At 66.4% G+C, this 24,131-nt stretch carries 27 protein-coding genes and 3 tRNA genes; 11 read left to right on the top strand and 19 right to left on the bottom strand.

Annotated elements, in window-relative coordinates:
• Positions 1-10: 10 nt before the first annotated feature.
• On the bottom strand, positions 11-580 hold the full coding sequence (pyrE, locus tag H9639_RS06910) for an orotate phosphoribosyltransferase (protein WP_191807351.1): 570 nt from the start codon (positions 578-580) through the stop codon (positions 11-13).
• Between the two features lie 150 nt (positions 581-730).
• On the opposite strand from pyrE, the gene nadE reads away from it, so the two are divergent.
• Complete coding sequence (gene nadE, locus H9639_RS06905; RefSeq protein ID WP_191807350.1) at positions 731-1,552, top strand: ammonia-dependent NAD(+) synthetase; 822 nt, start codon at positions 731-733, stop codon at positions 1,550-1,552.
• A 67-nt stretch (positions 1,553-1,619) separates the two neighbouring features.
• Here nadE and H9639_RS06900 read toward each other — a convergent pair whose 3' ends face one another.
• Genes H9639_RS06900 through H9639_RS06890 form a run of 3 tightly spaced genes read right to left on the bottom strand, consistent with a single transcriptional unit; the run spans position 1,620 to position 4,086 of the window.
• Complete coding sequence (locus tag H9639_RS06900; RefSeq protein WP_191807349.1) at positions 1,620-2,789, bottom strand: acetyl-CoA C-acyltransferase; 1,170 nt, start codon at positions 2,787-2,789, stop codon at positions 1,620-1,622.
• A complete protein-coding gene (locus H9639_RS06895) occupies positions 2,786-3,433 on the bottom strand; it encodes a CoA transferase subunit B (RefSeq protein ID WP_191807348.1) in 648 nt (215 codons plus the stop codon). Before H9639_RS06895 ends, H9639_RS06900 begins: the two co-directional genes overlap by 4 nt.
• 5 nt (positions 3,434-3,438) lie before the next feature.
• Entirely contained in the window at positions 3,439-4,086 is a 648-nt protein-coding gene (locus H9639_RS06890; RefSeq protein ID WP_404799736.1) for a CoA transferase subunit A, read from the bottom strand.
• A 213-nt stretch (positions 4,087-4,299) separates the two neighbouring features.
• On the opposite strand from H9639_RS06890, the gene H9639_RS06885 reads away from it, so the two are divergent.
• The 3 genes from H9639_RS06885 to H9639_RS06875 all read left to right on the top strand — a co-directional run bounded on the left by H9639_RS06885 (position 4,300) and on the right by H9639_RS06875 (position 7,323).
• Positions 4,300-5,079, top strand: coding sequence for an IclR family transcriptional regulator (locus H9639_RS06885; RefSeq protein WP_191807346.1), 780 nt, complete (start codon positions 4,300-4,302; stop codon positions 5,077-5,079).
• Between the two features lie 583 nt (positions 5,080-5,662).
• Positions 5,663-6,466: an exodeoxyribonuclease III gene (locus H9639_RS06880; RefSeq protein WP_191807345.1), complete on the top strand. Its 804-nt coding sequence runs from the start codon at positions 5,663-5,665 to the stop codon at positions 6,464-6,466.
• Positions 6,467-6,513: 47 nt separating this feature from the next.
• A complete protein-coding gene (locus tag H9639_RS06875; protein ID WP_318242013.1) occupies positions 6,514-7,323 on the top strand; it encodes a hypothetical protein in 810 nt (269 codons plus the stop codon).
• A 50-nt stretch (positions 7,324-7,373) separates the two neighbouring features.
• Here H9639_RS06875 and H9639_RS06870 read toward each other — a convergent pair whose 3' ends face one another.
• From H9639_RS06870 to H9639_RS06840, 7 genes are all read right to left on the bottom strand, one after another.
• Complete coding sequence (locus H9639_RS06870; RefSeq protein WP_191807343.1) at positions 7,374-7,985, bottom strand: hypothetical protein; 612 nt, start codon at positions 7,983-7,985, stop codon at positions 7,374-7,376.
• Positions 7,982-8,584 (bottom strand): DUF6286 domain-containing protein, encoded by a 603-nt coding sequence (locus H9639_RS06865; RefSeq protein ID WP_191807342.1) that lies wholly within the window; start codon positions 8,582-8,584, stop codon positions 7,982-7,984. The genes H9639_RS06870 and H9639_RS06865 overlap by 4 nt, the downstream gene beginning before the upstream one ends.
• On the bottom strand, positions 8,581-8,976 hold the full coding sequence (locus H9639_RS06860; RefSeq protein WP_404799732.1) for a hypothetical protein: 396 nt from the start codon (positions 8,974-8,976) through the stop codon (positions 8,581-8,583). Before H9639_RS06860 ends, H9639_RS06865 begins: the two co-directional genes overlap by 4 nt.
• Positions 8,973-9,164: a DUF2273 domain-containing protein gene (locus tag H9639_RS06855; protein ID WP_055242076.1), complete on the bottom strand. Its 192-nt coding sequence runs from the start codon at positions 9,162-9,164 to the stop codon at positions 8,973-8,975. The genes H9639_RS06860 and H9639_RS06855 overlap by 4 nt, the downstream gene beginning before the upstream one ends.
• Before the next feature lie 83 nt (positions 9,165-9,247).
• Positions 9,248-9,733, bottom strand: coding sequence for an Asp23/Gls24 family envelope stress response protein (locus tag H9639_RS06850; protein WP_318242012.1), 486 nt, complete (start codon positions 9,731-9,733; stop codon positions 9,248-9,250).
• 170 nt (positions 9,734-9,903) lie between these two features.
• Positions 9,904-10,347 (bottom strand): pyridoxamine 5'-phosphate oxidase family protein, encoded by a 444-nt coding sequence (locus H9639_RS06845; protein WP_191807340.1) that lies wholly within the window; start codon positions 10,345-10,347, stop codon positions 9,904-9,906.
• 103 nt (positions 10,348-10,450) lie between these two features.
• Complete coding sequence (locus tag H9639_RS06840) at positions 10,451-10,891, bottom strand: MarR family winged helix-turn-helix transcriptional regulator (protein ID WP_191807339.1); 441 nt, start codon at positions 10,889-10,891, stop codon at positions 10,451-10,453.
• A gap of 69 nt (positions 10,892-10,960) precedes the next feature.
• Here H9639_RS06840 and H9639_RS06835 point away from each other — a divergent pair, with 69 nt between their 5' ends.
• Positions 10,961-11,914: a quinone oxidoreductase family protein gene (locus tag H9639_RS06835; RefSeq protein ID WP_191807338.1), complete on the top strand. Its 954-nt coding sequence runs from the start codon at positions 10,961-10,963 to the stop codon at positions 11,912-11,914.
• A 58-nt stretch (positions 11,915-11,972) separates the two neighbouring features.
• On the opposite strand, the gene H9639_RS06830 is transcribed toward H9639_RS06835, so the two are convergent.
• From H9639_RS06830 to H9639_RS06820, 3 genes are all read right to left on the bottom strand, one after another.
• Positions 11,973-12,048 (bottom strand) — tRNA-Phe (locus H9639_RS06830).
• 57 nt (positions 12,049-12,105) lie between these two features.
• Positions 12,106-12,179: transfer RNA gene (locus H9639_RS06825), tRNA-Asp, on the bottom strand.
• 61 nt (positions 12,180-12,240) lie between these two features.
• Positions 12,241-12,313: transfer RNA gene (locus H9639_RS06820), tRNA-Glu, on the bottom strand.
• Positions 12,314-12,534: 221 nt separating this feature from the next.
• Here H9639_RS06820 and H9639_RS06815 point away from each other — a divergent pair.
• A complete protein-coding gene (locus H9639_RS06815; protein WP_191807447.1) occupies positions 12,535-12,894 on the top strand; it encodes a metallopeptidase family protein in 360 nt (119 codons plus the stop codon).
• 2 nt (positions 12,895-12,896) lie between these two features.
• Positions 12,897-13,826, top strand: a complete 930-nt coding sequence (locus tag H9639_RS06810; protein ID WP_191807337.1) for a cation diffusion facilitator family transporter — start codon at positions 12,897-12,899, stop codon at positions 13,824-13,826.
• Positions 13,827-13,845: 19 nt separating this feature from the next.
• On the opposite strand, the gene H9639_RS06805 is transcribed toward H9639_RS06810, so the two are convergent.
• Positions 13,846-14,841, bottom strand: coding sequence for a universal stress protein (locus H9639_RS06805; RefSeq protein ID WP_191807336.1), 996 nt, complete (start codon positions 14,839-14,841; stop codon positions 13,846-13,848).
• Positions 14,842-15,039: 198 nt separating this feature from the next.
• Here H9639_RS06805 and H9639_RS06800 point away from each other — a divergent pair, with 198 nt between their 5' ends.
• Positions 15,040-16,470 (top strand): NCS2 family permease, encoded by a 1,431-nt coding sequence (locus H9639_RS06800; protein ID WP_191807335.1) that lies wholly within the window; start codon positions 15,040-15,042, stop codon positions 16,468-16,470.
• Positions 16,471-16,546: 76 nt separating this feature from the next.
• Here the strand turns inward: H9639_RS06800 and H9639_RS06795 are convergent, their stop codons facing one another.
• From H9639_RS06795 to H9639_RS06780, 4 genes are all read right to left on the bottom strand, one after another.
• Positions 16,547-17,422 carry a spermidine synthase gene (locus H9639_RS06795; protein ID WP_191807334.1) on the bottom strand — a complete coding sequence of 292 codons (876 nt, stop codon included), beginning with the start codon at positions 17,420-17,422 and terminating at the stop codon, positions 16,547-16,549.
• A 71-nt stretch (positions 17,423-17,493) separates the two neighbouring features.
• The gene (locus tag H9639_RS06790; RefSeq protein WP_191807333.1) at positions 17,494-18,183 is read right to left on the bottom strand and encodes an O-methyltransferase; all 690 of its coding nucleotides are present in this window, start codon (positions 18,181-18,183) and stop codon (positions 17,494-17,496) included.
• Positions 18,183-18,533 (bottom strand): thiamine-binding protein, encoded by a 351-nt coding sequence (locus tag H9639_RS06785; RefSeq protein ID WP_191807332.1) that lies wholly within the window; start codon positions 18,531-18,533, stop codon positions 18,183-18,185. The genes H9639_RS06790 and H9639_RS06785 overlap by 1 nt, the downstream gene beginning before the upstream one ends.
• Before the next feature lie 63 nt (positions 18,534-18,596).
• Entirely contained in the window at positions 18,597-20,114 is a 1,518-nt protein-coding gene (locus tag H9639_RS06780) for an APC family permease (RefSeq protein ID WP_191807331.1), read from the bottom strand.
• Between the two features lie 165 nt (positions 20,115-20,279).
• Here H9639_RS06780 and pta point away from each other — a divergent pair, with 165 nt between their 5' ends.
• From pta to H9639_RS06765, 3 genes are all read left to right on the top strand, one after another.
• On the top strand, positions 20,280-22,352 hold the full coding sequence (gene pta / locus H9639_RS06775; RefSeq protein ID WP_191807330.1) for a phosphate acetyltransferase: 2,073 nt from the start codon (positions 20,280-20,282) through the stop codon (positions 22,350-22,352).
• The gene (locus tag H9639_RS06770; RefSeq protein WP_191807329.1) at positions 22,353-23,489 is read left to right on the top strand and encodes an acetate/propionate family kinase; all 1,137 of its coding nucleotides are present in this window, start codon (positions 22,353-22,355) and stop codon (positions 23,487-23,489) included. It begins immediately after the preceding gene.
• A gap of 153 nt (positions 23,490-23,642) precedes the next feature.
• Positions 23,643-24,050 carry a hypothetical protein gene (locus H9639_RS06765; RefSeq protein WP_191807328.1) on the top strand — a complete coding sequence of 136 codons (408 nt, stop codon included), beginning with the start codon at positions 23,643-23,645 and terminating at the stop codon, positions 24,048-24,050.
• The last annotated feature ends 81 nt before the right edge of the window (positions 24,051-24,131 follow it).

The raw sequence follows: 24,131 nt of genomic DNA, 5'->3' as shown, positions 1-24,131 counted from the left end.
GGTGTTGGACCTAGTCGAGGCCGAGTTCATCCTTGCCGAAGGCGAACAGGTACGGGACGCCGGCTTCGGCTTCGATCCGTTCCTTGGCACCGGTATCGCGGTCCACAATCACCGCGACGGCCACCACGTTACCGCCCGCCTTGCGGACACCTTCGACGGCGGCAAGCGCGGATCCGCCGGTGGTGGAGGTGTCCTCCAGCACCACGACGTCGCGGCCGGAGACATCCGGACCCTCCACCTGGCGGCCCATGCCGTAGGACTTCTGTGCTTTGCGGACCACGAAGGCGTCCACCGTGCCGCCGGCGCGGACCGAAGCGTTCATCACGGCCGTGCCCACGGGGTCTGCCCCCATGGTCAGGCCGCCGGCGCTCTGGAAGCTGATCCCGGCGGATTCGATCATGTCCAGCATTACTTCGCCGACCAGCTGGGAGGCTTCGTGCTGGAGCGTGACGCGGCGCAGGTCAATGTAGTAGTCGGCTTCCTTGCCGCTGGAGAGGATCACCTTTCCACGCACCACCGCCAGTTCCTTGATTAGTTCCAGGAGGCGGGCACGGGACGCGGCAGTCTGCGGGGAAGTCATGGTCCTCATCCTATCGGAGCACCCCGGCCTGCTTCCGGCTTCCGGCACTGCATCCACACCCTCCGGCCAGGGTGATTCGCATCACCTGCGGCACCGGACCTGCTCCATTGAGCCTGCTGGATTCAGCCCGCGTTGGATAGGCTGAACGCCATGCGCGAACTACAAGCACAAATCATTGCCGAAATGGGCGTGCAGCCCAGCATCGATCCGGCTGCGGAGGTCCGCCGGCGGGTGGGCTTCCTCAAGGAGTACATGTCCGCTTCCCGCACCGCGGGATTCGTGCTGGGCATCAGCGGCGGCGTGGATTCCACCCTGGCCGGGCGCCTGGCCCAGCTCGCCGTCGAAGAGCTGAACGCCGAGGGCACCGACGCGGACTTCATCGCCCTCCGCCTGCCCTACCGTGTGCAGCACGATGAGGACGATGCCCAGGCCGCCCTGGAGTTCATCCAGCCCAAAACCTCCTGGGTGTACAACATCGCGGACGCCGTGGACGGCTTCGAGAAGGAATACGCCGCCATGTCCGGTGAGAACCTCAGCGACTTCAACAAGGGCAACATCAAGGCCCGGGTCCGGATGACCGCCCAGTACGCCGTTGGCGGCCAACACAACCTGCTGGTCATCGGCACCGATCACGGCGCCGAATCCGTGACCGGATTCTTTACCAAGTACGGCGACGGCGGCGCAGACATCCTGCCGCTGTTCGGCCTCAACAAGCGCCAGGTACGGCAGCTGGTTTCCTTCCTCGGCGCTTCCGACGCCCTGGCCGGCAAGGTCCCGACCGCCGACCTGCTCGACGGCGTCCCAGGCCAGACGGACGAGACGGAACTGGGCATCAGCTACGACCAGATCGACGACTACCTCGAGGGCCGCGAAGTCTCCGAGGAAACCGCCGAGAAGATCGAGAAGCGCTACCTCGCCACCCGGCACAAGCGCACGACCCCGGTCTCTGTGCTTGATTCCTGGTGGAAGTAGGGCGGGTCCCGCACCCGTAGTTGCCGTTCCGGTCCGCCGCGGTGCGCGGCTGACCGGAACGGGGTGCCTAAACCGAGCGCAGGACCACAGCGCTGCCCTGCCCGCCGCCGCCGCAAATCGCAGCAGCACCCCATGCGCCGGGGCCCTTCGCGGCCAGCTGAAGCGCCAGGGACCCGACGATGCGCGCTCCGGAGGCCCCGATGGGATGCCCCAGGGCGATGGCCCCGCTTCGCGGATTGACCCGTTGCGGATCCACACCCAGCAGCTGCGCCGAGTGGACGGCGACGGCGGCAAACGCCTCGTTAATCTCCACCACGGCCAGGTCCTCGACCTCCGCCGCCACCCCCTTCAACGCGGCAAGGATGGCGTTAGCCGGCTGGGCATGCAGCCGCACCCCCGGCCCCGCCACGAGCGCATGGGATTCAATCACCGCCAGCGGGTTCAGCCCCAGACGTCCGGCAGCTTCAGGACTGACAACTACCACCGCGGCCGCGCCGTCGCTGATCTGAGATGAGTTTCCGGCGGTGATGGTTCCGTCCCCGGCAAAGGCGGTACGCAGCCCGGCAAGCGAGGGCGCGGTGCTGTCCGGGCGCACGCCGTCGTCGGCGTCGACCACCGTTTCCCCGCGCCGGGACGCCACCGTATAGGGGGCTATTTCCGCCGCCAGCGCGGACGCGTGCACCGCCGCGAACTGGTGTGAACGGGCGGCCCAGGCGTCCTGGGTTTCCCGGTCCAAACCCAGCTCAGTGTTCCCGTCCTCGGTCGATGCGCCCATGGAACGGCGCTCAAAGGCATCGCTCAGCCCGTCGGATTCCAGGGAGTCGAGCACTTCCAACGCTCCGTAGCGCTGCCCTTGCCTGCCGTGGAAAAGGTGCGGCGCCCGGGTCATGGATTCCTGGCCGACGGCGACCACCACGTCAGCTTCCCCCGTAGCAACCAGCCTGGCGGCTTCGGCAACGGCTTCCATCCCGGAGAGGCAGACGGCGTTCAGAGTCAGGGCCGGGACGTTCAACGCGATACCTGCCGCCACGGCGGTTTGCCGGGCTGGATTCTGGCCGGCTCCGCCCTGCAGCACCTGCCCCGCCACCAGCCGGTCCACCTGATCGGGGCGGATACCGGCCCGCCGCAGCGCTGCGGCCGCCGCATGACCTCCCAGCTCCGTTGCCGGAACGGAGCCCAGCACCCCGTTGAATCGGGCGAAGGGAGTCCGGGCATATCCGGCTACCAGCGCCTTCATGCTGCAGCTGTTTCCAGGTCGACCAGAAACGGTGCGGAGGTGCAGGCTTCCAGATCCTCCGGCCGCACTCCGGGTGCTGTGCGCCGAAGCACCAGTCCGCCGTCGACAATGTCAAAAACGGCACGGTCGGTGATGATGCGGTCAACCACGCCAACACCGGTCAGCGGCAGGTCGCACTGCTGCACGATTTTCGGTTCCCCGTCCTTGGAGACATGATCGGTGATCACGATGACTCGCGGAGTTCCGGCGACCAGGTCCATCGCCCCGCCCATCCCTTTGACAAGTTTGCCGGGGATGGTCCAGTTCGCCAGATCACCGGCGGCGGATACCTGAAGTGCCCCCAGAATGGCTGTCTGCACATGGCCGCCGCGGATCATGCCGAAGGACGTCGCCGAGTCGAAGAAACTGCCGCCCGGAAGTACGGTCACGGTCTGCTTGCCGGCATTGATCAGATCGGCGTCCTCATCCCCGTCGAACGGAAACGGACCCATCCCCAGCAGCCCGTTTTCGCTTTGCAGGGACACGTTCACGCCGTCGGGCAGATGGTTAGCCACCAGGGTGGGGATGCCGATCCCAAGGTTGACGTACTGGCCGTCCTGCAGCTCGGAGGCAGCAATGGCCGCCATCTCGTCTCGTGTCCACATATGCTCTAAGCCTCCGTCCGGACCCGAACGGTCCGCTGCTCGATGTGTTTTTCGGCATTTCCCGCACCCACGACCCGTTGGACGTAAATGCCGGGCGTATGTATCTGGTCCGGGTCCAGGAAGTCCTGCCGCAGCACCTCAGCCTCGGCGATGGTGAGCCGTCCGGCCATGGCAACCAGCGGGTTGAAGTTCTGCGCCGTCATCCGGTACCGCAGGTTTCCTTCCGGATCTGCCTGGTGCGCCCGCACCAGGGAAACATCGGCAATGATGCCGCGCTCAAGGATGGCCCGCTGTCCATCGAAAACTGCTTCCGGTTTACCCTCCGCCACTGGTGTCCCCACTCCGGTGGGCGTGTAGAACGCCGGAATCCCGGAGCCGCCGGCACGCAGCCGTTCCGCGAGAGTTCCCTGCGGCACAAACTCCACCTCGAGGTCCCCGGACAGATACTGCTCCGCGAACAGCTTGTTCTCACCGACGTAGGAACCCAGCACTTTGGACACCTGCTTGTTTTCCAGCAGCAGCCCAAGGCCTTTGCCGTCCACGCCCATGTTGTTGGAAACAATGGTCAGCCCGGTGACACCGCTGTCCCGCAGTGCCTGGATGAGGTTGGCCGGGATGCCGCTGAGGCCGAATCCGCCCACCGCGATGGTCATCCCGTCACGCACGGTTCCGGCCAAGGCCTCCGCTGCGCTGCTAAAAGTCTTTGACCCCACTTGTTCACACCTCTCCGACCACATTGTGGACCTTGTGCCACCTCTGAGAATCGACGCTAGGGAGTTGCCAGTTCGGGGTCAAGGAAGTGCTGGCGCAGCAACAAAACTGCTCACAACGTGATTTGGACAGGCACCTGCGTTCATAATGTGGACATGAAGGAAACGGTCCAAGGCGCCCAGGTAGTCCACCGCCTCTCGCAGGTTCTGCGGACCGTCAGCGCCGCCATGCCTCACGGCATCGGGACCAGCGACGTCGCCCGCAGCACGTCACTGCCGCGTCCCACCGCGCATCGGCTGCTGGCCTCGCTTGCGGCCGAGGGTTTCCTGGATCATGACCAGCGGACCGGCCGCTGGCTGCTGGGCCCCGAGCTGTATTTGATGGGCTCGGTGGCTGCCGAGCGCTATGACGTCACCGGCATCGCCCGCGAGCATGTCAGGGCCCTCGCCGAAGCAACCGGAGAGAGCGCCTTCTTCTCCGTCCGCCGCGGGGATGAGAGCGTGTGCCTGCTGCGGGAAGACGGGGCCTTCCCCATCAGATCGTTCGTTTTGTACGAAGGTAAGCGTTTTCCTCTGGGAGTTGCCTCGGCGGGCCTCGCCATCCTGGCTTTTCTGCCCGAAGACGCCATTGAGCGCTATCTCGCCCACTCCGACCTCTCCAGGGAATTTGGTGCTGAGCATGACCGGGAGTCACTCCGGGCCCGGATCGCCGAAACCCGGGCCACCGGGTATGCAGTCAACCCGGAACTGATCGTCACCGGCAGCTGGGGCATGGGTGCAGCGGTCTTTGACGGTGCAGGCCAGCCGGCGTGGGCCCTGAGCCTCACTGGCATCGAGTCCCGTTTCACGGCTGAGCGGCGTCCAGAGCTGGGCAGCCTGCTGCTCCAGCATGCCCACGCGCTCACCACAAGGCTGCGGTCTTCGGGCTCCGCGTAGCGCCACCCCCAGTATGCATAGGAGGGGGAACGCGTGTCGCAGAGGACCTCGCCGGATGGATTGGGGTTCGCATCATGCGGTCCCCCACCCCTAGCCGAGCTCCCCAGCACCGGCAAAGCCGATAACCCCGCCGTGCGGCTCCCTCCAGCGGATTTCCACACGCTGGATGCGCAGCTCTGGCGACCTAAACCGAACAGAACCCGCCATACCTGCCCACCCAGCACCCGCAAGGCCGATATCCCCGCCGTGCGGCCCCTTCCAGCGGATTTCCACACGCCGGATGCGCAGCTTTGGCGACCTAAACCGCACAGAACCCGCCATACCTGCCCATCCAGCACCCCGGACCTGGACGCAGAACCAGCGCGCCGGACGGACCGGGTTAGGCGGCTTTAATATTCCTTGCGAGTTCTGCGAGCACAGGAATTTCGTTGCCGCCGTTCCGGTCCGCTCGGAGGGCGGCCCCCAGACACCCACGCGGGCACCCGGCTCAAGCACCCAGGACTCGCCCGGGACGCTCGAACCCCAGGGACGCGCGAGCCGGCACCGCAGGACGCCGATGCCCGGATTGGGTAACGTAGCAAGGGTGAAGATTGCTACCTGGAACGTGAACTCCATCCGTGCCCGTGCCGACCGCGTTGAAGCCTGGCTGCAGCGCTCCGACGTGGATGTCCTCGCCATCCAGGAAACGAAGGCCAAGGATGAGAACTTTCCGTGGGACATGTTCGAGTCCAACGGCTACGAAGTTGCGCACTTTGGGCTGAACCAGTGGAACGGTGTTGCCATCGCGTCCCGGGTGGGGCTCGACGACGTCGAACGCACGTTCCCGGGTCAGCCGCACTTCGGCAAGACCGAGGAAACCACGGCCGCCGAGGCCCGGGCCATCGGCGCCACCTGCGGCGGAGTACGGATTTGGAGCCTCTACGTGCCCAACGGCCGTGCCGTGAACGATCCGCACATGCCGTACAAGCTGGAATGGCTGAAGATCCTCAAGGATCAGGCAGCAGGCTGGGTGGAGGCGGATCCCCAGCTCAACCTGGCGCTGATGGGCGACTTCAACATCGCACCGCGGGATGAGGATGTCTGGGACATCGACTGGTTCCGCGCCCAGAACGCCACCCACATCACCGAACCCGAACGTGCCGCGTTCCAGGCCTTCCTGGACGCAGGATTCCAGGACCTCTCCCGGCCCTACACCGAAGGCCCCGGTGTCTACACCTACTGGGATTACACCCAGCTGCGCTTCCCCAAGAAGCAGGGCATGCGCATCGATTTCGCCCTGGGCTCTCCCGCCCTCGCAGCACGGGTCACCGGTGCGCACATCGACCGGGAAGAACGCAAGGGCAAGGGTGCCTCTGACCACGCGCCCGTGATTGTGGAGCTGGATTAGCCGTGGCCGGGGCATCCGGAGGTTCCGCGTGGCACACGTTCCCCTACGTGTCCTACCTCCGCGTCTATGAACCGCTGGATGCGTTCGACGACGAGCAGCAGCTAAGGATCCTGGCCCAGCGCTCCCGCGCCCGGCATGAGACGGAGGTCCTGGAGCGCAGCGACGCTGTCCGGCGCCTGGTCCGGGCCGTCTCGGATCCTTTCCCGCATAATTCCACGGACCTGGTCCGGGTGCTGCACCATCCCCGCCCGGATGGATCCACCACCCGCCTCTACTGCCCCAATCAGCTGGCCGTGCGGACGTCCTTGGCTGCCGAGTCCCTCGGCGAGACGGTCAACGGACCGCTGGTGGACGTTTTGCTGCCGGAGGTCGCCCGCGAAGCCCACGCAGCCCGCATCGATCCGGATGCTTTTGCCGATTCCCTGGCTAAGCTCCACACCCGCTCGGCCACCTGGGGGGTGCCGTTCGGCTGGTTCGTCCTGATCCATGAGGACGATCAGGCAGAGGTTATTGAAGACGACGGCCGCGTCCTCACCGTCCGGCTCTCCGCACCGATCCAGCAGTGCATTGAGCGGGCGCGGCATGCCGCGGCGGCTCTGGCGCTGGCAGCACCGGAACTGGATCTGCTGGATGAACTTACCGATCTGGTTGCCTGGCTGGACGTTTTCTCCCCGGATGCCGTGCTGGAGCTGGACTACGGGCCGGTGGCGGAGCTGGTCTATCCCGACGACTCCCCGTCCGACGTGCGGCTGGGCATCGAATCCCTCGCCGAGGGAGACATGACCGGAGCAGCGGCCGCCTACCGCCGGCTGGCTGGACGCTGGATTCCCATCCGCCAGCTGGCCCGCGCCTCCTAGACTCCAGCACCTGCCACCCGGCTCCCAACCGTCCAGACGCTGGGGCAGGGTTAGCGCACCCGGTCTTCCCGGCCGAGCCGGTAGCGCCGGCCGGCTTCCAGTGTGATCAGCACGGTGGAACTGCGGCCCAGAGCGCTGTCCAGGGCGTCAACCAGGTTCGTGGCATCAGCGGCAACCAGGTGCGGGGCAGCCCCCTGGCGGGGTGTAATCCGGACGCGCAGTCCGGTCCCCGAGCGCAGTTCCCAGGTACTCACCGCCACCGACATCACGTCCGGATCCTGCTGCAGCGCTGCCCGCAGTGCCTGCTCAGGCACAGCGCCGCTGACCGCGATACGCCCGGGCGCGCCGTCGTCGTCGTACTCCGATACCAGCGTGTCCACCCGGCCGCGGCCCTGCGCGGCGATCCAGAAGACGAGCAGCACAGCGGTCACCGCTGTGAGCAGTGCCAGCAGCGGCCACAACCAGCTCTGGGACTGGCCGGGCATGGCGGTGCCTTCGAGCACCCGGCCGGCCTTGGCCACCAGCGACGGCGCGGTGTCCTGCCACCAGCTGGCCGCCGCCGCACTGGTGCTGAGCAGGACCAGCCCGCTGCCAACGGCCAGGAGCAGCAGACCACCTACCCCCAGCAGGATCCGGTTCAGGGTTCTCGGTGTGCGGTTCACTGACCAATCGCCCCCATCGTGGAAACCTGGATGTGGACGGCGGGCTGGGGATCCAGTCCGGTCAGCGCAAGTTCGTCCTCCACTGCGGCCCGCACGGCGTCCGCATCCACCGGGATCCCCGACGTCGGGCGGATGCGCACCTCAACGCGGGTCCGTCCCACCGTGACGAGGACCTGTCCCGAGCTGACACCGGCGGTGAGCCGGCTGCGGCGGGCCAGCGACGCTGCCAGCACTTCCGCCTCAACCACGACGGCGGCACGGGGGTTGGGAATGGCGTAGCGGGCGCGGCGTCCCGGGAGGACAGCCATCAGGAAAAACCATAGTCCAGCCAGGAAAATCAGGCTCCCGGCCAATCCCAGGTAGACCGGGTCCACGTCCCGCGGCAGGCCGGCGAGCCAGTGGGCGAAGGTCGGCGGATCGATCAGCCATTCTTCCTGGCCCAGGGACTGCAGGACAGATTCCAGCAGGACGTAAAGACAGAACAGGATGCCCAGAACCGCGGCAATGATCGCAGGGACCGTGCGGGCGGCATGGGTTTCCCGCCGCAGGATCCGTTTGATGATGTCTTCGGCCGGCGGCGCGGCAGTTGTCCCGCTCAACGGACCCGGCTCCCTTCCTGCACCCGGATACCGGTCACCCGGATGTCCACGAGGGAAAGAATCGAACCGGTGAGGTAGGTGATGCGCTGCAGCAGCAGCGGTTTGGCCGCATGGACGCGCTGCCACACGGACCCGCCGGTGCGCTCCACCAGCCCGGGGTCCTTGACGACGGCGTCCAGCGGCGGCATTGTCACGGGCAGCGCCAGGGACAGTGCGAGCAGGCCCTCGTCATCGCTCCAGGTGACGCGGATCGCCGAGGCCGGCACGCCGAAATACTCTGCCGCCACTGCCTGTGCCGTGCTGGTCAGTGCCTGGGTGCTGATCCGGTTGTGCCCGGCCAGCTTCGCTGCCGTACGGGTTCCGGCGGGTGCGCTCATAAGGGCAGTGCTCACGAGGACGAACGGCGCCCGGTCAGCGCATCCCGCACGCTGCGGAAGTCGACCTTGCCCTCTGCAGCCCGGCCCAGGAAGGCTCCGACTGCTATGAACAGTGCCATCAGGAGGAAGCCCCAGAAGTCGAAAAGCAGGGCGGTAAAGGCCAGCACTGCCCCTACGGCCATGCCCACCACGGTCGGTTTCATAGTTCCTGCCTTACTTTCGGTCCTGTCCGGGACCGGAGCCGCGTTGGATATACGTTCTGTGCCGGCACGCCATTCACTCACCGCTACTCCTGGTTGGTTACGCCGGAGGGGCGTTTGACGCCGCGGTTTTCCGCAGCGTCAGGAATGTGCACGTCGGCGATGGAGACATTGACCTCGACGACGTTCAGTCCCACCAGGTTCTCCACCGCGGTATAAACCGCCTGCCGCACACTGTCGGCAATACCGGTCAGCGGGACACCGTACTCGGCGACGAGGGTGATATCCACCGCCGCTTCGGTCTCTCCCACTTCGACGTGCACGCCGGCGGTGGCACTGCTGTCTGAACCCGCGACGGCGTCACGCACCGCGCCCAGCGTCCGGCCACCGCCGGAGCCGAGGGCGTGTACACCCGGGACGGCGCGGGCGGCAATGGCCGCAACCTTCGCGACAGCCTGTTCGGAGATAGCGGTCCGCCCGCCGGCTGCGCTGGATGCGGCAGCGGGTGCCGGCGCGCTGGCAGCGTCGGGCGCAGCGGATACGGAGCCTGCGGATACAGGCGCGGCAGGCACGGGGACTGCGGTGGCGGGCGCCGGAGGAACAGCAGGCGTTCCCCCTCGGGACGGCAACGGCGATGCTGGCTGTGCTCCGGGATCCGCGGGACCGGACCCGGGTGTGTTCTGGGCGTCATCCATAACAGCCAAGCCTAGCCCCTCACCTGCTTGGTTGGGCAGGGAAGGGGTCAGCCCATCCGCACCCGCCTGCCCGTGACCTCGGTGGGGTCAATGCCCACAAACAGGTTCCGCTCGCCGCCGCCGTAGGGCGGTGTGGCCTTCAGGCCCCACAGGGTGGTGAGCTGCGCTTCGTCCTGGACGGCGTTGGCCCTCCCGCTGACCAGCACCGACCAGCCGTCCATACGCTCCCCGTCATGGGAATCGACCTGGAAGGAGGTGTTGAGGTCTCCGGGCAGCCGCGCCAGCCCGCTTTGGCTGCTGGTCCGGAAGTACACAGCGTTCTCATGCACCAGGTAGTTCACCGGAAGGACCAGCAGTCTCCCGTCCTGCAGGAACGCGATGCGCCCGGTGTCTTCTCCGCTCAGCAGGGCCCAGCACTCCGCCTCGCTGAGCTCCTGGTTTTCGTGGGGGCTGACGGACTCCCATTCGAATCGCTCGCTGCTTGGAAACATCGTTGTCCTCCAGGTAGTGGTCGGGCGTCCCAGTGAACCCGGAAAGAGAGGGGAAGGAAAGGGTGCCGGCTGGATACCCACTCCAGCACGCACCGACGGAGGTTCAGACGGGTGCCGGGCCTTCGCCGTCGTGCGACAGCAGCTTGTAGGTGAGAACCGTCCACTCCCGGACCTCGCCGGGGGTGAGGCCGCTGAACAGTTGGTGCATGTCCTCCTCGAAGGCCCTGTTTGCTGCTTCGATGAGTTCCCGGCCTTCCGGCAGGAGCAGGATCCGCACGGACCGGCCGTCGGAGGCGTTCTGTGTGCGCCCCACAAGACCGCGTCGGGCGGCACGGTCAACCAGGCCGCTCGCGCTGGACTTGTCCAGTCCCAGTCCGGCTGCAATCTCGTTGATCGTGGGCTCACGGTCCCGCAGAAAGCCCAGAAGCCGGGCCTGCTGAACTGACAGTCCGGCGGTGGCCGCATGCCCGCTTAGCCGGGCCTGCACGGAGAACGTGAGTCGGGCGGCAGCCTCCGTCAAGGTCTGATTCTCTGTCGATTCCATGCTGAAACCCTACTAGATAGTTGGCACCACGTACTATATAGTACGTGGCACGTACTAATTGGAGGAAAAATGGAAACCATCAACGCCGCACTCATCGAAGCCTTTGGGGAAGCTCCCCGCTACCGCACACTCGCCGCCCCGCAGGCCGGTGGACATCATGAACTCGTCGACGTGCTCGCTGTGGGCCTGCACCCCGTGACGCGCTCCATCGCATCCGGCCAGCACTACGCCAGCCCAGGCGCCCTGCCCTTTGTGCCCGGCATGGACGGCGTTGTACGCCGGCCGGACGGATCGCTGGCCTACGTGGGCGGCCCCGGGAGCGCCACGCTCGCCGAACGCACCCTGATTGATCCCGACGACGCGGTTCCGCTGCCTGCTGACATAGACCCCGCCGTCGCTGCCGCCACGATGAATCCGGCGATGTCGTCATGGATTGCACTTCACGCCCGGGTTCCCTTTGCCCCGGGTCAGGACGTTCTTGTCCTGGGCTCGACCGGAACGGCCGGTTCCATGGCCGTGAAGGTGGCCCGCCACCTCGGTGCCGGGCGGGTGGTTGCCGCCGGCCGCAGCCGTGAGCGGCTTGAACAGAACCTCGCCGATGGCGCTGACGACATCGTGGTTCTTTCTCCGAACACCGATGCCACCGCGGCGGCCCTCGCGGAAACCGCGGCCAACGTCGATGTCGCCCTCGATTACCTGTGGGGCAAGCCTGCGGAACTGGCAGTCAGAGCGATCGTGACCGCCCGCACTGACCACGCACGCCTGCTTGACTGGGTCCATATCGGCGCCGCAGCGGGATCCACAGCCACCATCGACGGCGCCGCATTGCGTTCCAACGCGCTGCGGATCAGCGGCAGCGGATTCGGATCAATCGACATGCGGCGCGCGAACCTCCCGGGCCTCGCCGCAGCCATCGCCTCGGGCGCCGTCGCCATCCGGCCACGGATCGCGTCACTGCGCGACATCACCGCTGCATGGGGCCACCGGGACGAACCCGGAGAACGGACTGTCATCCAGCCCTGAGCGCCGGGGCACGGGCCAGTTAAACGAAAAAACCCCCGGCAAACCGGGGGTTTTTAGCTGGTGGCTCCGACCGGCGTCGATCCGGTGACCTTTCGATTTTCAGTCGAACGCTCTACCAACTGAGCTACAGAGCCGGGCATCATCGAATCGATGATCACCGAGATCTTCCAAATCGCTTCAGAAAATCTGAGCGACCCTGACGGGACTTGAACCCGCGACCTCCGCCGTGACAGGGCGGCGCGCTAACCAACTGCGCTACAGGGCCTTGCATTTCACGAGTGTCAACTCTACCAGCTTTTTGGCCGGTCAATTACCACTTGCGTGAGTACCCCCAACGGGATTCGAACCCGTGCCGCCGCCGTGAAAGGGCGGTGTCCTAGGCCGCTAGACGATGGGGGCTCAGAACACGCAGCGTTCAACTTGGCTGATTCCGAACTTCGCACTGCATTTGCGTGGCTGTTCAGTCTCAGTCAGATTTCCCGGCTGCGGACCTATAAAACTATAGGGCCTACTTCCCGGATTTCCAAAATCGGCGTGAACGCCGCCGTCTTCAGGGAAGCAATAGCGTCCCCTGAGCCCTCCTGCCGGGCAGAGACTAGAGTGGAAGCGTGCCGATCGAGATGACTCCCGACGACTTCGAAGCCGCGGTCGACGACGCCCTGAACTCCATTCCCGCGGACCTGGCCAAGGCCATGAACAACGTGGCCGTCTTCATCGAGGACGAATACGTTCCCGGCCCCGGCGAGGACCCCGCCACCGAGCTCCTGGGGCTCTATGACGGGACCCCCCTGACCGAACGGGACTCGTGGTGGGGAGCGGGCTCTCTGCCGGACCGGATTGTCATCTTCAGCGGCCCGCTCACGCGGATGTGCGGAACCCGGGAGGAACTGGTGGACGAAATCCGGATCACCGTCATCCATGAAGTGGCCCACCACTTTGGGATCGACGACGCGCGCCTGCACGAACTCGGGTGGGGCTAGGCGTGGGGGATCATTCGGGCCACAGCCACGGCCTGCCGCAGGGCACCGCCACGGGAAAGCACCGCCGCCGGCTGCTTGCCGTCTTCCTGATCACCATCTCCGTGGTCGTCATCCAGGCCGCGGGCGCCCTGGTTTCCGGCTCACTGGCCCTGATGGCAGATGCCGGGCACATGCTTTCCGACGCCGCCGGCGTCTCCATCGCGCTGCTCGCAGCCTGGATCGCCGGGCGGCCGGCGACGTCGAAACGCACCTACGGCTACCAGCGCGCCGAGGTCCTGGCCGCGCTGGCCAACTCGCTGCTGCTGATCGTGATCGCCGTCGTGATCTTCACCGAAGCGATCAGACGGATCGGGGACGCCCCGGAGGTGCAGACCGGCATTATGCTCTTCGCGGCGGTCATCGGCGGGCTCGCCAACCTGGTGTCACTGCTTATCCTGCGAGGCGGCCGCAAGGAGAGCCTGAACGTGCGCGGCGCTTACCTGGAGGTCCTGGGGGATCTGCTGGGTTCCGCCGCCGTCGTGGTCTCCGCCCTCGTCATTATGCTGACGGGCTACCAGCAGGCGGACGTCTGGGCATCATTCCTGATCGCGGGCATGATCCTGCCGCGCGCGTGGTCCCTGCTGCGCGAGGTGATAGACGTCCTGCTCGAAGCCACACCCCAGGGTGTGGACGTGGAAATGATCCGTGAGCACATCATCTCGGTCGCAGGCGTAAGCGACGCCCATGACATCCACATCTGGACCATCACCTCCGGCGTCCTGGTCTTCTCCGCCCACGTGGTGGTGGATGAGGAATTCCTGACGCCGCATGGGATGGACACGATCCTGGACCGGCTGGGGACCTGCCTCTCCAGCCACTTCGACACCGAGCACTGCACCTTCCAGCTCGAGCCCGAACGGCATGCCGTCCACGAAGGTGAACGGCACGCCTAGGCACCGGTTCGCGGGCGGGTTACTGCTCCACCATCGGACCGAACTTCGCCCGGTCGGCCAGGCGCGGATCCTCATGATCGGGAACCACCATGACCGGCCCCTTGGCGTGGTGCAGCACGCTCTGGCTGGTGGAGCCCAGCAGCATGCCGGCAAAACCGCCGCGGCCACGGCTGCCCAGGACCACCAGCTCGGCCATCGCCGTGCGTTCCACCATGAGTTCGGCGGGCGGCCCGTCCACCAGCTCCACTGAGATCTCCAGATCCGGGAAGTGGCTCTGCAGCCATTCCCGTCCCGCACTGAGCTGCACCATCAGTTCCTCGTGCAGTGCTTCGACGTCCAGCGGCGCCGGCACCCAGGCCAGCGAGCCGCTGAACGGCGGCAGCGCACACACGATCCGCAGCGGCAGGCCCATGCTGCGGGCCTGCTCCGCGGCAGCCAGCGATGCCGCGCGTGCATGCTCGGAACCATCCACACCCACCACGACTGCCTGATGCACGTCGTCCGCCACCGGGGAACCCGCCGGTGCGGCCACTCCGGATTCCGGCAGCCTTCCGGCCGTACGCAGCGGAACAATAACGGTGGGGCACTTGGCATGGGCGGGCACCGCACTGGAGACGGAGCCAAGGAGCCTGCCCACGAATCCGCCGCGGCCCCGCGAGCCCACAACCATCAGCTCCGCGTCTTCGGAGAGTTCGAGCAGGACGGCGGACGCGTCTCCGCTTTCAACACGCGGGATGATTTCCAGGCCGTGCAGGGACACCTTGGCCAGGGTCTGCTCCTGGACGGAGCGGGCGCCGTCACGGATCACGGCGTCATCGATGGCCGTGTAGCCGGCGTCCATCGACGATGCAGCAAAGATGGGAACCGTGTAGGCCGTCACCACATGCAGCGGCACGTCCCGCCGCCGCGCCTCCCGCGCAGCCCAGGTCAGCGCGCAGATACTTTGGTCCGAGCCGTCGAGGCCCACCACTATCCCTGACCGGGCGGCTGCCGCATTCCACTCTGAATCGGACATTACCGGCTCCCCTCGGGTACACGCCCAACCCACATCGGCCGGGCTCCTGAAACCAGCCTACTGCGCAGGGGGCCAGCACTGTGACTTAGGTCAAACACGCGTACGCACGGTTAAGGGCCTGCTTCCGCGCAGGACTATTATCGGAATGCGGCAAGTCCGCTCTCCCAGACACCACAACATCTTCAGAGGAAATCCGCCATGCTCAAGCAAGGTTCCAGACTGGACCGGTATTTTGAAATCTCCAAGCGCGGTTCCACGGTAGGGACGGAGATCCGTGGAGGTCTGGCCACCTTCTTTGCCATGAGCTACATCGTGGTGCTGAACCCGCTGATCCTTGGCGGGGAAGACGGCACCGGCCGCTCCCTCGGCGGGCCCGCCATCGCAGCAGCGACCGCACTGGTTGCCGGCGTGCTGACCATCATCATGGGAGCCTGGGCCAAGCACCCGTTCGCCATGGCCACCGGCCTGGGCGTCAACGCGTTCGTAGCCGTGACTGTGGCCACCAACGAAAACCTGACCTGGCAGGACGTGATGGGCCTGGTGGTGCTGGCGGGCATCACCATGTTCATCCTGGTCCTCACCGGGTTCCGGACAGCCGTGTTCAAGGCCGTTCCCGCGAGCCTGAAGACCGCGATCGTTGTGGGCATCGGTATGTTCATCGCCCTGCTGGGCTTCGTCAACGCCGGCTTCGTCCGCCGCATCCCCGACGCCGCGGGCACCACCGTTCCGGTGCAGCTCGGTGACGGCGGGGAACTGCTGGGCTGGCCCACCTTCGTGTTTGCGTTCGGCCTGATCCTGACGATTGGCCTGATGGCCCGCAAGACCCGCGGCGCGATCCTGATCGGCATCCTGGCCTCCACCGTGCTCGCCGTGATCATCGAAGCTGTGGCATCGCCGGGAAGCCAGGGCGCGGGCAAGGCAACCGGCTGGTCGCTGGTCACCCCGAGCATGCCCGAGTGGGGCGCACCTGACCTGTCGCTGATCGGTAACTTCAACCTCTTCGGCTCCTTTGAGAAGCTGGGCATCATCGGCGCCTCCCTGCTGGCCTTCGTCATCCTCCTGAGCATCTTCTTTGATGCGATGGGCACCATGGTCGGCCTGTCCAGCGAAGCCGGAAGCATGGACAAGGACGGAAACATCCCCAACGTGGAGCGTGTGCTCCTGGTGGACGCGGCCGGCGCGATCGTCGGCGGCGGCGCCAGTGTCTCCTCGAACCAGCTGTTCGTGGAATCCGGTGCCGGCATCGGTGAAGGCGCCCGCACCGGCCTGTCCTCCATCGTCACCGGCCTGCTGTTCATTGCGGCCATGTTCCTGACCCCGCTGATCTACCTGGTGCCGTTCGAGGCAGTGGCCCCGGCGCTCGTCGTCGTCGGCTACCTGATGGTCAGCCAGGTCGGCAAGATCGACTGGTCGGACATCGGACTGGCGCTGCCGTCCTTCCTGACCATCGCCCTGATGCCGTTCACCTACTCGATCGCCAACGGCCTTGGTGCCGGGTTCGTTTCCTACGTGCTCATCCGCGTTTTCCAGGGCCGGGCCAAGGAAATCCATCCTGTGATGTGGATTGTCGCCGCGGCGTTCGCTGTCTTCTTCTGCGTCGGTCCGATCGAAGCGGCGCTGGGCGTGTAGGTTCCGGCCAAACAAGCCAGCCAACAGTGGTGCGCCGGCCGATCCGGTCGGGGCACCACTTGCCTTAGGCCAGTCATCAGCCGGCTGCCGGGAGCCCCGCTTCGGCGTCCCGGAGCACCTGGGAGCCGCGGGCGAACGCGCGGACCTTGGAATCGTCCCAGAGCTGGGCCGGCACGGCTCCGCCGAGCAGCCTGCGCGGCAGTGCCGTGTCCTCCGCGAAGGGGACGTCGGACCCGGCGATGATGATGTTGCCGAAGCGGCGGCCCTTGAGCATGGGCGGATCAGCGATAAGCGCCGTGTGCCGGAAGGCGGCGGCGATCGTCGCGGCTTCCCGCCGGGCGGTGCGCAGGTCCGGGGCATCCCCGCAGTTGACCACATACAGGCCCTCGGGGCCGAGCACCCGCTTGGCGTGGCCCAGGAATTCGGCAGTGGTCAGCGGCAGCGGGGTCTTGTCTCCCGCGAAGACATCTCGGATCAGCAGGTCCCTGCTGTCCTCGCTGAGCGACTCCGTGACCTCACGGGCCTCGCCGACCCGCAGCCGCATCAGCGGTGCCCGCGGCAGATCGAACCACCCGCGCACCAACTCCGCCAGCCGGCCGTCCAGTTCCACGACCACCTGCCGGGCATTCGGGTAGACGTCGGCAAAGTACCGGGCCATGGAGCATGCGCCTCCGCCCAGATGGAGCGCCCGAAGCTTGGTCTCCGGATCGAAGCGGGACTCGACCAGCGCGGCGATCCAGCGCATGTACTCGAAGTCGAGTTCCCGCGGATCCTCCAGGTCAATGTGGGAGGAGTGCACTCCGTTGATCTTCAGCAGCCAGCCGGAGGCGGAAAACTGGTCCGGAAGCAGTTCGCATGTACCGGTATCAATCTCGTAGCGGCCGGGCACGGGTCCGGTACCGCCGCCTGCTGGTTGTTCCGGGGTGTTGCGGCCGGGACGTTTCCTGCCCATCAGGCGTCAGCCATCGGGAAATGCGCAAAGCTCATGCTTCCAGCTTAGGCGCGGCAGAACCCGCCAGGTGCCTAGGTCACGATGGCCAGGGCGAAGCCGTCCCAGCCCTTGGCGCCCACGGTCTGCATGGCCGTGGAATCCAGCCGCGGATGTGAACCCATCAGTTTCAGTGCGGCGCGCGTGCCCTGGATGGCTGAGTCGCCGTCGGGATCCAGCACTCCGCCGTAGCGCACCACGTTGTCCAGGACGATTACCGTGCCGGGCCGGGAAAGCCGGATGGCCCACTCCAGATAGGCCGGGTTGTTTTCCTTGTCCGCGTCGATGAACACGAGGTCGAACGGTTCGCTGCCTTCCAGCCCGGGAAGGGTGTCCAGGGCGGCTCCGACCCGGATGTCCACCAGCTGCCCGACGCCGGCGCGGTCCAGATTCTTCCGCGCCACCTCCGCGTGCAGGGGCACGTACTCACAGGTCACCATGGAACCGTCCGCCGGCAGTCCGCGCGCCAGCCAGGACGTGCTGAACCCGCCGAGGGTGCCGATCTCCAGGATCCGGCGGGCGCCGGCCAGCCGCGCCAGCAGCATGAGGAACTTGCCCTGCCCCGGGCTCACTTCGATGGGCGGAAGGCCGGCTGCGGCGGCGTCCTCCACGGCAGCCACCAGCGCCTCATCGGGATGGACGACGACGCCGGTGAGGTAGGAATCGACGTCGGCCCAGTCGCCGCTGCCGTGCTCTGCCCTGATGCCCTGGTGCTGGCCGGCCATCAGGAGTGCCCGCGGTATTCGTCTTCGGCGTCCAGGACCTTTTCCAGCCGCTCGACCTTGCCGGTCAGTTCACCGGTGTGGCCGGGCCGGATGTCAGCTTTCAGCACCAGCGAAACCCGGCTGCCATACCGGCCCACGGCCTCGGTGGCGCGCCGGACCACGTCCATGACCTCATCCCATTCACCCTCGATGGTGGTGAACATGGCGTCGGTGCGGTTCGGCAGGCCGGACTGGCGGACGATCTTCACGGCGGCGGCAACGGCGTCGTGCACCGAAGCGTCTGCGGACGGACCGGCGGGGCCGGTCTCCGGACCCACGCCGGAGGGGGCGACTGAGAAGGCTACAAGCATGCGCCCAGTCTGCCACCGGTCCGGACAAAGTTGAACCGCTCCGTAGCACCGCGCAACACAGCCTTAGGCTTCCCCGGCTTCAGCCCGCTTGGCGGCAGCCTCCTTCTCCTCCACTGCCGGGTTCAGCCGTGAACGGCGGCGGCTGTAGCCGAAGTACACCACAAATCCGAGGATCAGCCAGCCGGCGAAGAGGATCCAGGTTTCCACCGACAGGTTGGTCATCAGGTACAGGCAAAGCAGGGTGGACAGCACCGGAAGCACCGGGCCGAACGGTACCCGGAAGTCCGGCTTGAGATCCGGACGCTTGCGCCGCAGCACCAGCACACCGGCACTGACCACCACAAAGGCCGACAGTGTGCCGATGTTGATCATTTCCTCGAGGACGTCCACCTGGGTGAACCCGGCCACCAGTGCCACCAGCACACCGCAGAGGATCTGCAGGCGGGCCGGGGTGGCGTGCTTGGAACTGGTCTTGGACAGGACCCGCGGCAGCAGCCCGTCGCGGGACATTGCCAGCACCACCCGGGCCAGGCCCATAAGCAGCACCATGATGACCGTGGTGAGTCCGATCAGCGAGCCGATGGCGATGACCTGTGCGGCACCTGTGTTCCCCACCAGGGTGAACGCTGTGGCGAGGTTGGGTGCTTCCGCCGAGGCCAGCTCCGTGTACGAAACCATGCCCGTCAGGGCCAGGGAAACCCCGATGTACAGCGCGGTGACCACGGCCAGGCCGGCGAAGATACCGCGAGGAAGGGTGCGTCCCGGGTCCTTGACCTCTTCGGCGGAGGTGGCAACGACGTCGAACCCGATAAAGGCGAAGAACACTACGGCGGCGCCGGCGAAAACGCCCATGAGGCCGTACTGGGCCGGGGCAGCACCGGTGAGGAAGGAGAAGAGCGACTGCTCCATCACACCCTCAGTCCCGGCACCCGCGGTGGACACGGCGTCCGGAATGAACGGGGTGTAGTTCTCGAAGTCGATGTAGAAGAAACCGGCCACGATCACGAAGAGGACGACGCCGATCTTGATCAGCGTGAAGACGTTGCCTACCCGTGCCGAGAGTTTGGTCCCCATCACCAGCAGCACGGTGAAAACTGCCACGATCAGGAACGGTCCCCAGGTCATCTCGATCGGGCCCAGCGAGATGCTGGCCGGGATGTCCCAGCCGATCAGGGCGAAGACCTCGCTGAGGTAAATGCCCCAGTACTTGGCGATCACGGCTGCCGCAGTAAAGAGCTCCAGGATCAGGTTCCAGCCGATAATCCAGGCGACCAGCTCCCCCATCGTGGCGTAGCTGAAGACGTAGGCGGATCCGGCCACTGGAATCGCCGTGGCGAACTCGGCGTAACACATGATTGCCAGCGCGCACGTAACCGCAGCCAGCACGAAGGACAGCGTGACGGCGGGACCGGAGAAGTCGGCAGCGGCTTTGGCGCCCACGGAGAAGATCCCGGCGCCGACGGCAACGGCGACACCCATGATCATCAGGTCCCACGTGGTCAGCGAGCGCCGAAGCCGGCGGCCTTCCTCGTCGGCGTCGGCCAGTGATTTCTCAATGGGCTTGGTGCGGAAAAGGCTCACTCCGGGATCCTTGCTGTGGGGCACTGTCAGGAAGGCCCCAGTGGGGCCGAGGGATTCAAGTGTAGTCACAGGGCGGTAGCGAAGTGCAGGTGGCTTTTGGGAGGATAGAGGTGGCCTGGCCCACGAAGACCGGGTGCCGGCCCCTCCTAGAGATCGGATGCTCCCATGGCCCGCGGAATCTACGTAAGCGCGATGACGCCGGGATCGGGAAAGACACTGATCAGTCTGGGCCTGGCGGACATGCTCCACCGCCACGCCGACCGGGTGGGGTTCTTCCGGCCGATCGTTGAAGGAACCGACCGCGAGGATGATCCGGTGGTCCGCCTGATGCAGCGCCGGTTCAATCTGAGCACCTCCAACTGCCGCGGCGGGCTGACCCGCCCCGAGCTGAGGGCGCTGCTGGTCGCCGGGGAGCGCGGCGAAGTGGATGCCCGCTGCATGGCGATCTACAGCGAGATTGCCGCGAACTGCGATGTGGTGATCGTGGAGGGCACCGACCTTTCCGGGCACGACGTCGCACTGGAGTTCGATCTCAATGCCCGCCTGGCGAACAACCTCGGGGCCATGGTCATGGCCGTGGTGAATGCGCGGGACATGTCCGTCGATGAGGTTGCCGACGCAGTGGACGTCTCCCGCCGCCAGCTGGCGGCCGCCAAGTGCGACCTCCTGGCCATTATGGTCAACCGGGCCGACGAATCAGCAGTGGACGAAGTCCGGGCGCATGTGCGGCCCGGTGCCTCCCACCGCCCGGTTTACGTGCTCCCGGAACTGAACGAAATCTCCCAGCCCTCGATCTCCGAGGTATCCAAGGCCCTCGCCGCCCGGCAGATTGCCGGCAGCAGGTCCCTGGAACGCGACGTCACCGGCATCAAGGTCGCGGCGATGACCGTCAGCAACTTCATCACCCAGCTCGCCGACGGCTCCCTGGTGATTGCCCCGGGCGACCGCGCGGACGTGATGGTCGCCGCCCTGGCGTCCTCCTTCTCGGCGGAATTCCCCGTACCCAGCGGGATGATCCTCACCGGCGGCCTGCCGCTGGACGCCGGTGTCCTGGCGCTGCTCGCCCAGGCACCCTTTCCCGTCTTTGCCGTGGACAGCGACACCTACACCGCGGCCCGGGACGTCAGCCAGGTCCGCGGGGAGATCGCCTCCGGCCAGCGCCGCAAAGTCGCAGCAGCGCTGGGCGTCTGGTCCCGCTACGTGGACGAGCAGGAACTGCTGGAGCGGCTGGAGCTCCCCCGCCCGGAAAAGACCACACCCCTGCGTTTCCTGAACGAGCTGATCGTCCGGGCCCGGGCCAAGCGGCGGCACATCGTGCTGCCCGAGGGCCTGGACGTGCGGATCCTGCGGGCGGCGGAGATCCTGCACCGCCGGGATGTCTGCGCGCTCACGGTCCTTGGACCGGAAGTCGAGGTCCGTGAGCTCGCTGCCAGCGAAGGCATCGACCTCAGCGGAGTCACCATCATCAATCCGGCCACCAGCGGACTGCGGGACGATTTCGCCCGGGAATACCAGCAGCTGCGGGCCAAAAAGGGTGTCACGCTGGAGGACGCCCAGGAACGTATGGCCCAGGGGGCATATTTCGGAACCATGATGGTCAAGCTGGGCCGGGTCGACGGCATGGTCTCCGGCGCCGCCCACACCACGGCCAACACAATCCGGCCGGCCCTGGAGTTCATCCGCACCAAGGAGGGCTCCCAGATCGTTTCCTCGGTTTTCCTGATGCTGCTCCAGGACCGGGTTCTGGTCTACGGCGACTGCGCGGTAAACCCGGATCCGAATGCCGAACAGCTGGCGGACATCGCCCAGGCCTCCGCGGACACCGCCGCGCAGTTCGGCGTGGCGCCGCGCGTGGCCATGCTGTCCTATGCCACCGGAACCTCCGGGTACGGGGAGGCGGTGGACAAGGTGCGGACAGCCACCGAAATTGTGCGCAAAGCCCGCCCGGAGCTCCCCGTCGAGGGCCCCATCCAGTACGACGCCGCCGTGGATGCGTCCGTGGCCGCATCCAAGGCACCGGGCTCCTCCGTGGCCGGGCAGGCAACCGTGTTCATCTTCCCGGACCTGAACACCGGCAACAACACCTACAAGGCGGTGCAGCAGTCCGCCGGAGCGGTCGCCGTCGGGCCGGTTCTGCAGGGACTGCGGAAACCCGTCAACGATCTCTCCCGCGGAGCCACGGTGGAGGACATAGTCAACACGGTGGCCATTACGGCCATCCAGGCGCAGGAGGACTAAATGCTGATTCTGGTGGTTAACTCAGGCTCCTCGTCGCTGAAATACCAGGTGCGTGATACTGACACCCACGAAATTCTGACCAAAGGGCTCATCGACCGGATAGGCGAGTCGGAGGTACCGGACCACCGGGCCGCGCTGCTGCGGCTCAGCGAGGAGGTCGGGCAGGCTCTGCAGGAGAAAAAGATCGAAGCCGTCGGCCACCGCGTGGTCCACGGCGGCGAGCGCTTCAGCCAGCCGGTGCTGGTGGACAATGAGATCACCCGCGCCATTGAACGGCTTAGCCCGCTGGCGCCGCTGCATAACCCGGCCAGTGCCATGGGCATCCGGGCGGTCGCCGAACGTTATCCGGGCATCCCGCAGGTGGCTGTTTTTGATACCGCGTTTCACCGGACCCTGCCGCCGCGCGCCTGGCGGTATGCGATCCCGACGCCCCTCTACCGCCGGTACGGGATCCGCCGGTACGGCTTCCACGGCACCAGCTGCGGCTACGTCAGCGAACTGGCCGCCGAATTCCTGGGCATACCGTTGGAGGAGTTCGACGCCGTTGTGGCCCACCTGGGCAACGGCGCATCGGTGACTGCCCTGCAGGGGGGCCGGAGCATCGATACCTCCATGGGCTTCACCCCGCTGGCAGGACTGGTGATGGGCACCCGCAGCGGCGACATCGACCCCTCAATCCTGGTCTTCCTGGCCCGTGAAGGGTACAGCGCTGATGACATCGACTCGCTGCTGAACCGGGAGTCGGGGCTTCTGGCCCTCAGCGGCAACACGGACATGAGGGAGATCACCAGCGCTGCCGAGGCGGGAGACCAGCAGGCGGAACTCGCCCTGGAGATCTCCGCCTACCGCCTGGCCAAATACATCGGCGGCTACCACGTGGCCGTGGGCGGAGCGCGGGCCATCATTTTCACCGCCGGAATCGGAGAGAACGACGCCGCCTTCCGCGCGCGGGTCGTGGCGCTGCTCGGCGCCCTGAACGTCCGGATCGATGAGGCCGCCAACAGTGTCCGGTCAAACGAGGTCCGCCGGATCAGCACCGCCGATTCGGCGATCGAGGTACTGGTGGTTCCCACGGACGAAGAGGAAGCGATTGCGGAGGCGACGGCGGAAACCGTGCTGGCTGCCGGCCGCGAATAATGAACACGCTTTCGCAGCGGAGCAACCCCTACCGCCGGGTACCGGGCCAATGACCCCGCGCAGCGGCTCACGGTGCGGCATACCCGGAATTGCGTTGCTACGCTGTGGGGCAGGTTAAGCAGAAGCCGTAGATCCCTCATTCGTGGAGTCGGCATGGAGCACACCCTGCGGGTACTGGTAAGAATCGATACGAAAACCTCATCGGCGTGCCTGGAAGTGCGCGGCTGCCTGGTCCCGGAGAACTGCCCGGACCTGCTGGAAATCCTCAGGCACACCGCCACCCTCGGTGCCCATGTAGTTATCAATTTGACCAAGGCCCGGCATTTGGCGGCCACTGCCCTGGACGACCTGATGCTCCAGGCGGACCGGATCCCTTCGCTGCCCCTGGACGGCGGGCACACCACTGTCTCGGTCCAGCTGCCAGCGCGCCTGCCGGTCTGTCCCCCGCCCAGGGTCCAGGCCCAGGCCCCGGGAGTTCCGCTGGGGAATGTGCAGGCCTTTGAGCTGGCCTTTCTGCACCGGGACACGGCGGTGCTTTCGCCGTTCATTCCGCGCCGCTAAGCCGGATCCGGCGGCTGGCGCACCCGTCCTTTTCCGCTGACTTCCGGCCGCTCAATTGTCAGCAGCCTTATCAATTTGGCA

It is taken from the genome of Arthrobacter gallicola (genome assembly GCF_014836775.1).
GTDB classification, from domain to species: Bacteria; Actinomycetota; Actinomycetes; order Actinomycetales; family Micrococcaceae; genus Arthrobacter_B; species Arthrobacter_B gallicola.
This window is presented reverse-complemented; position numbering and strand designations above follow the sequence as displayed.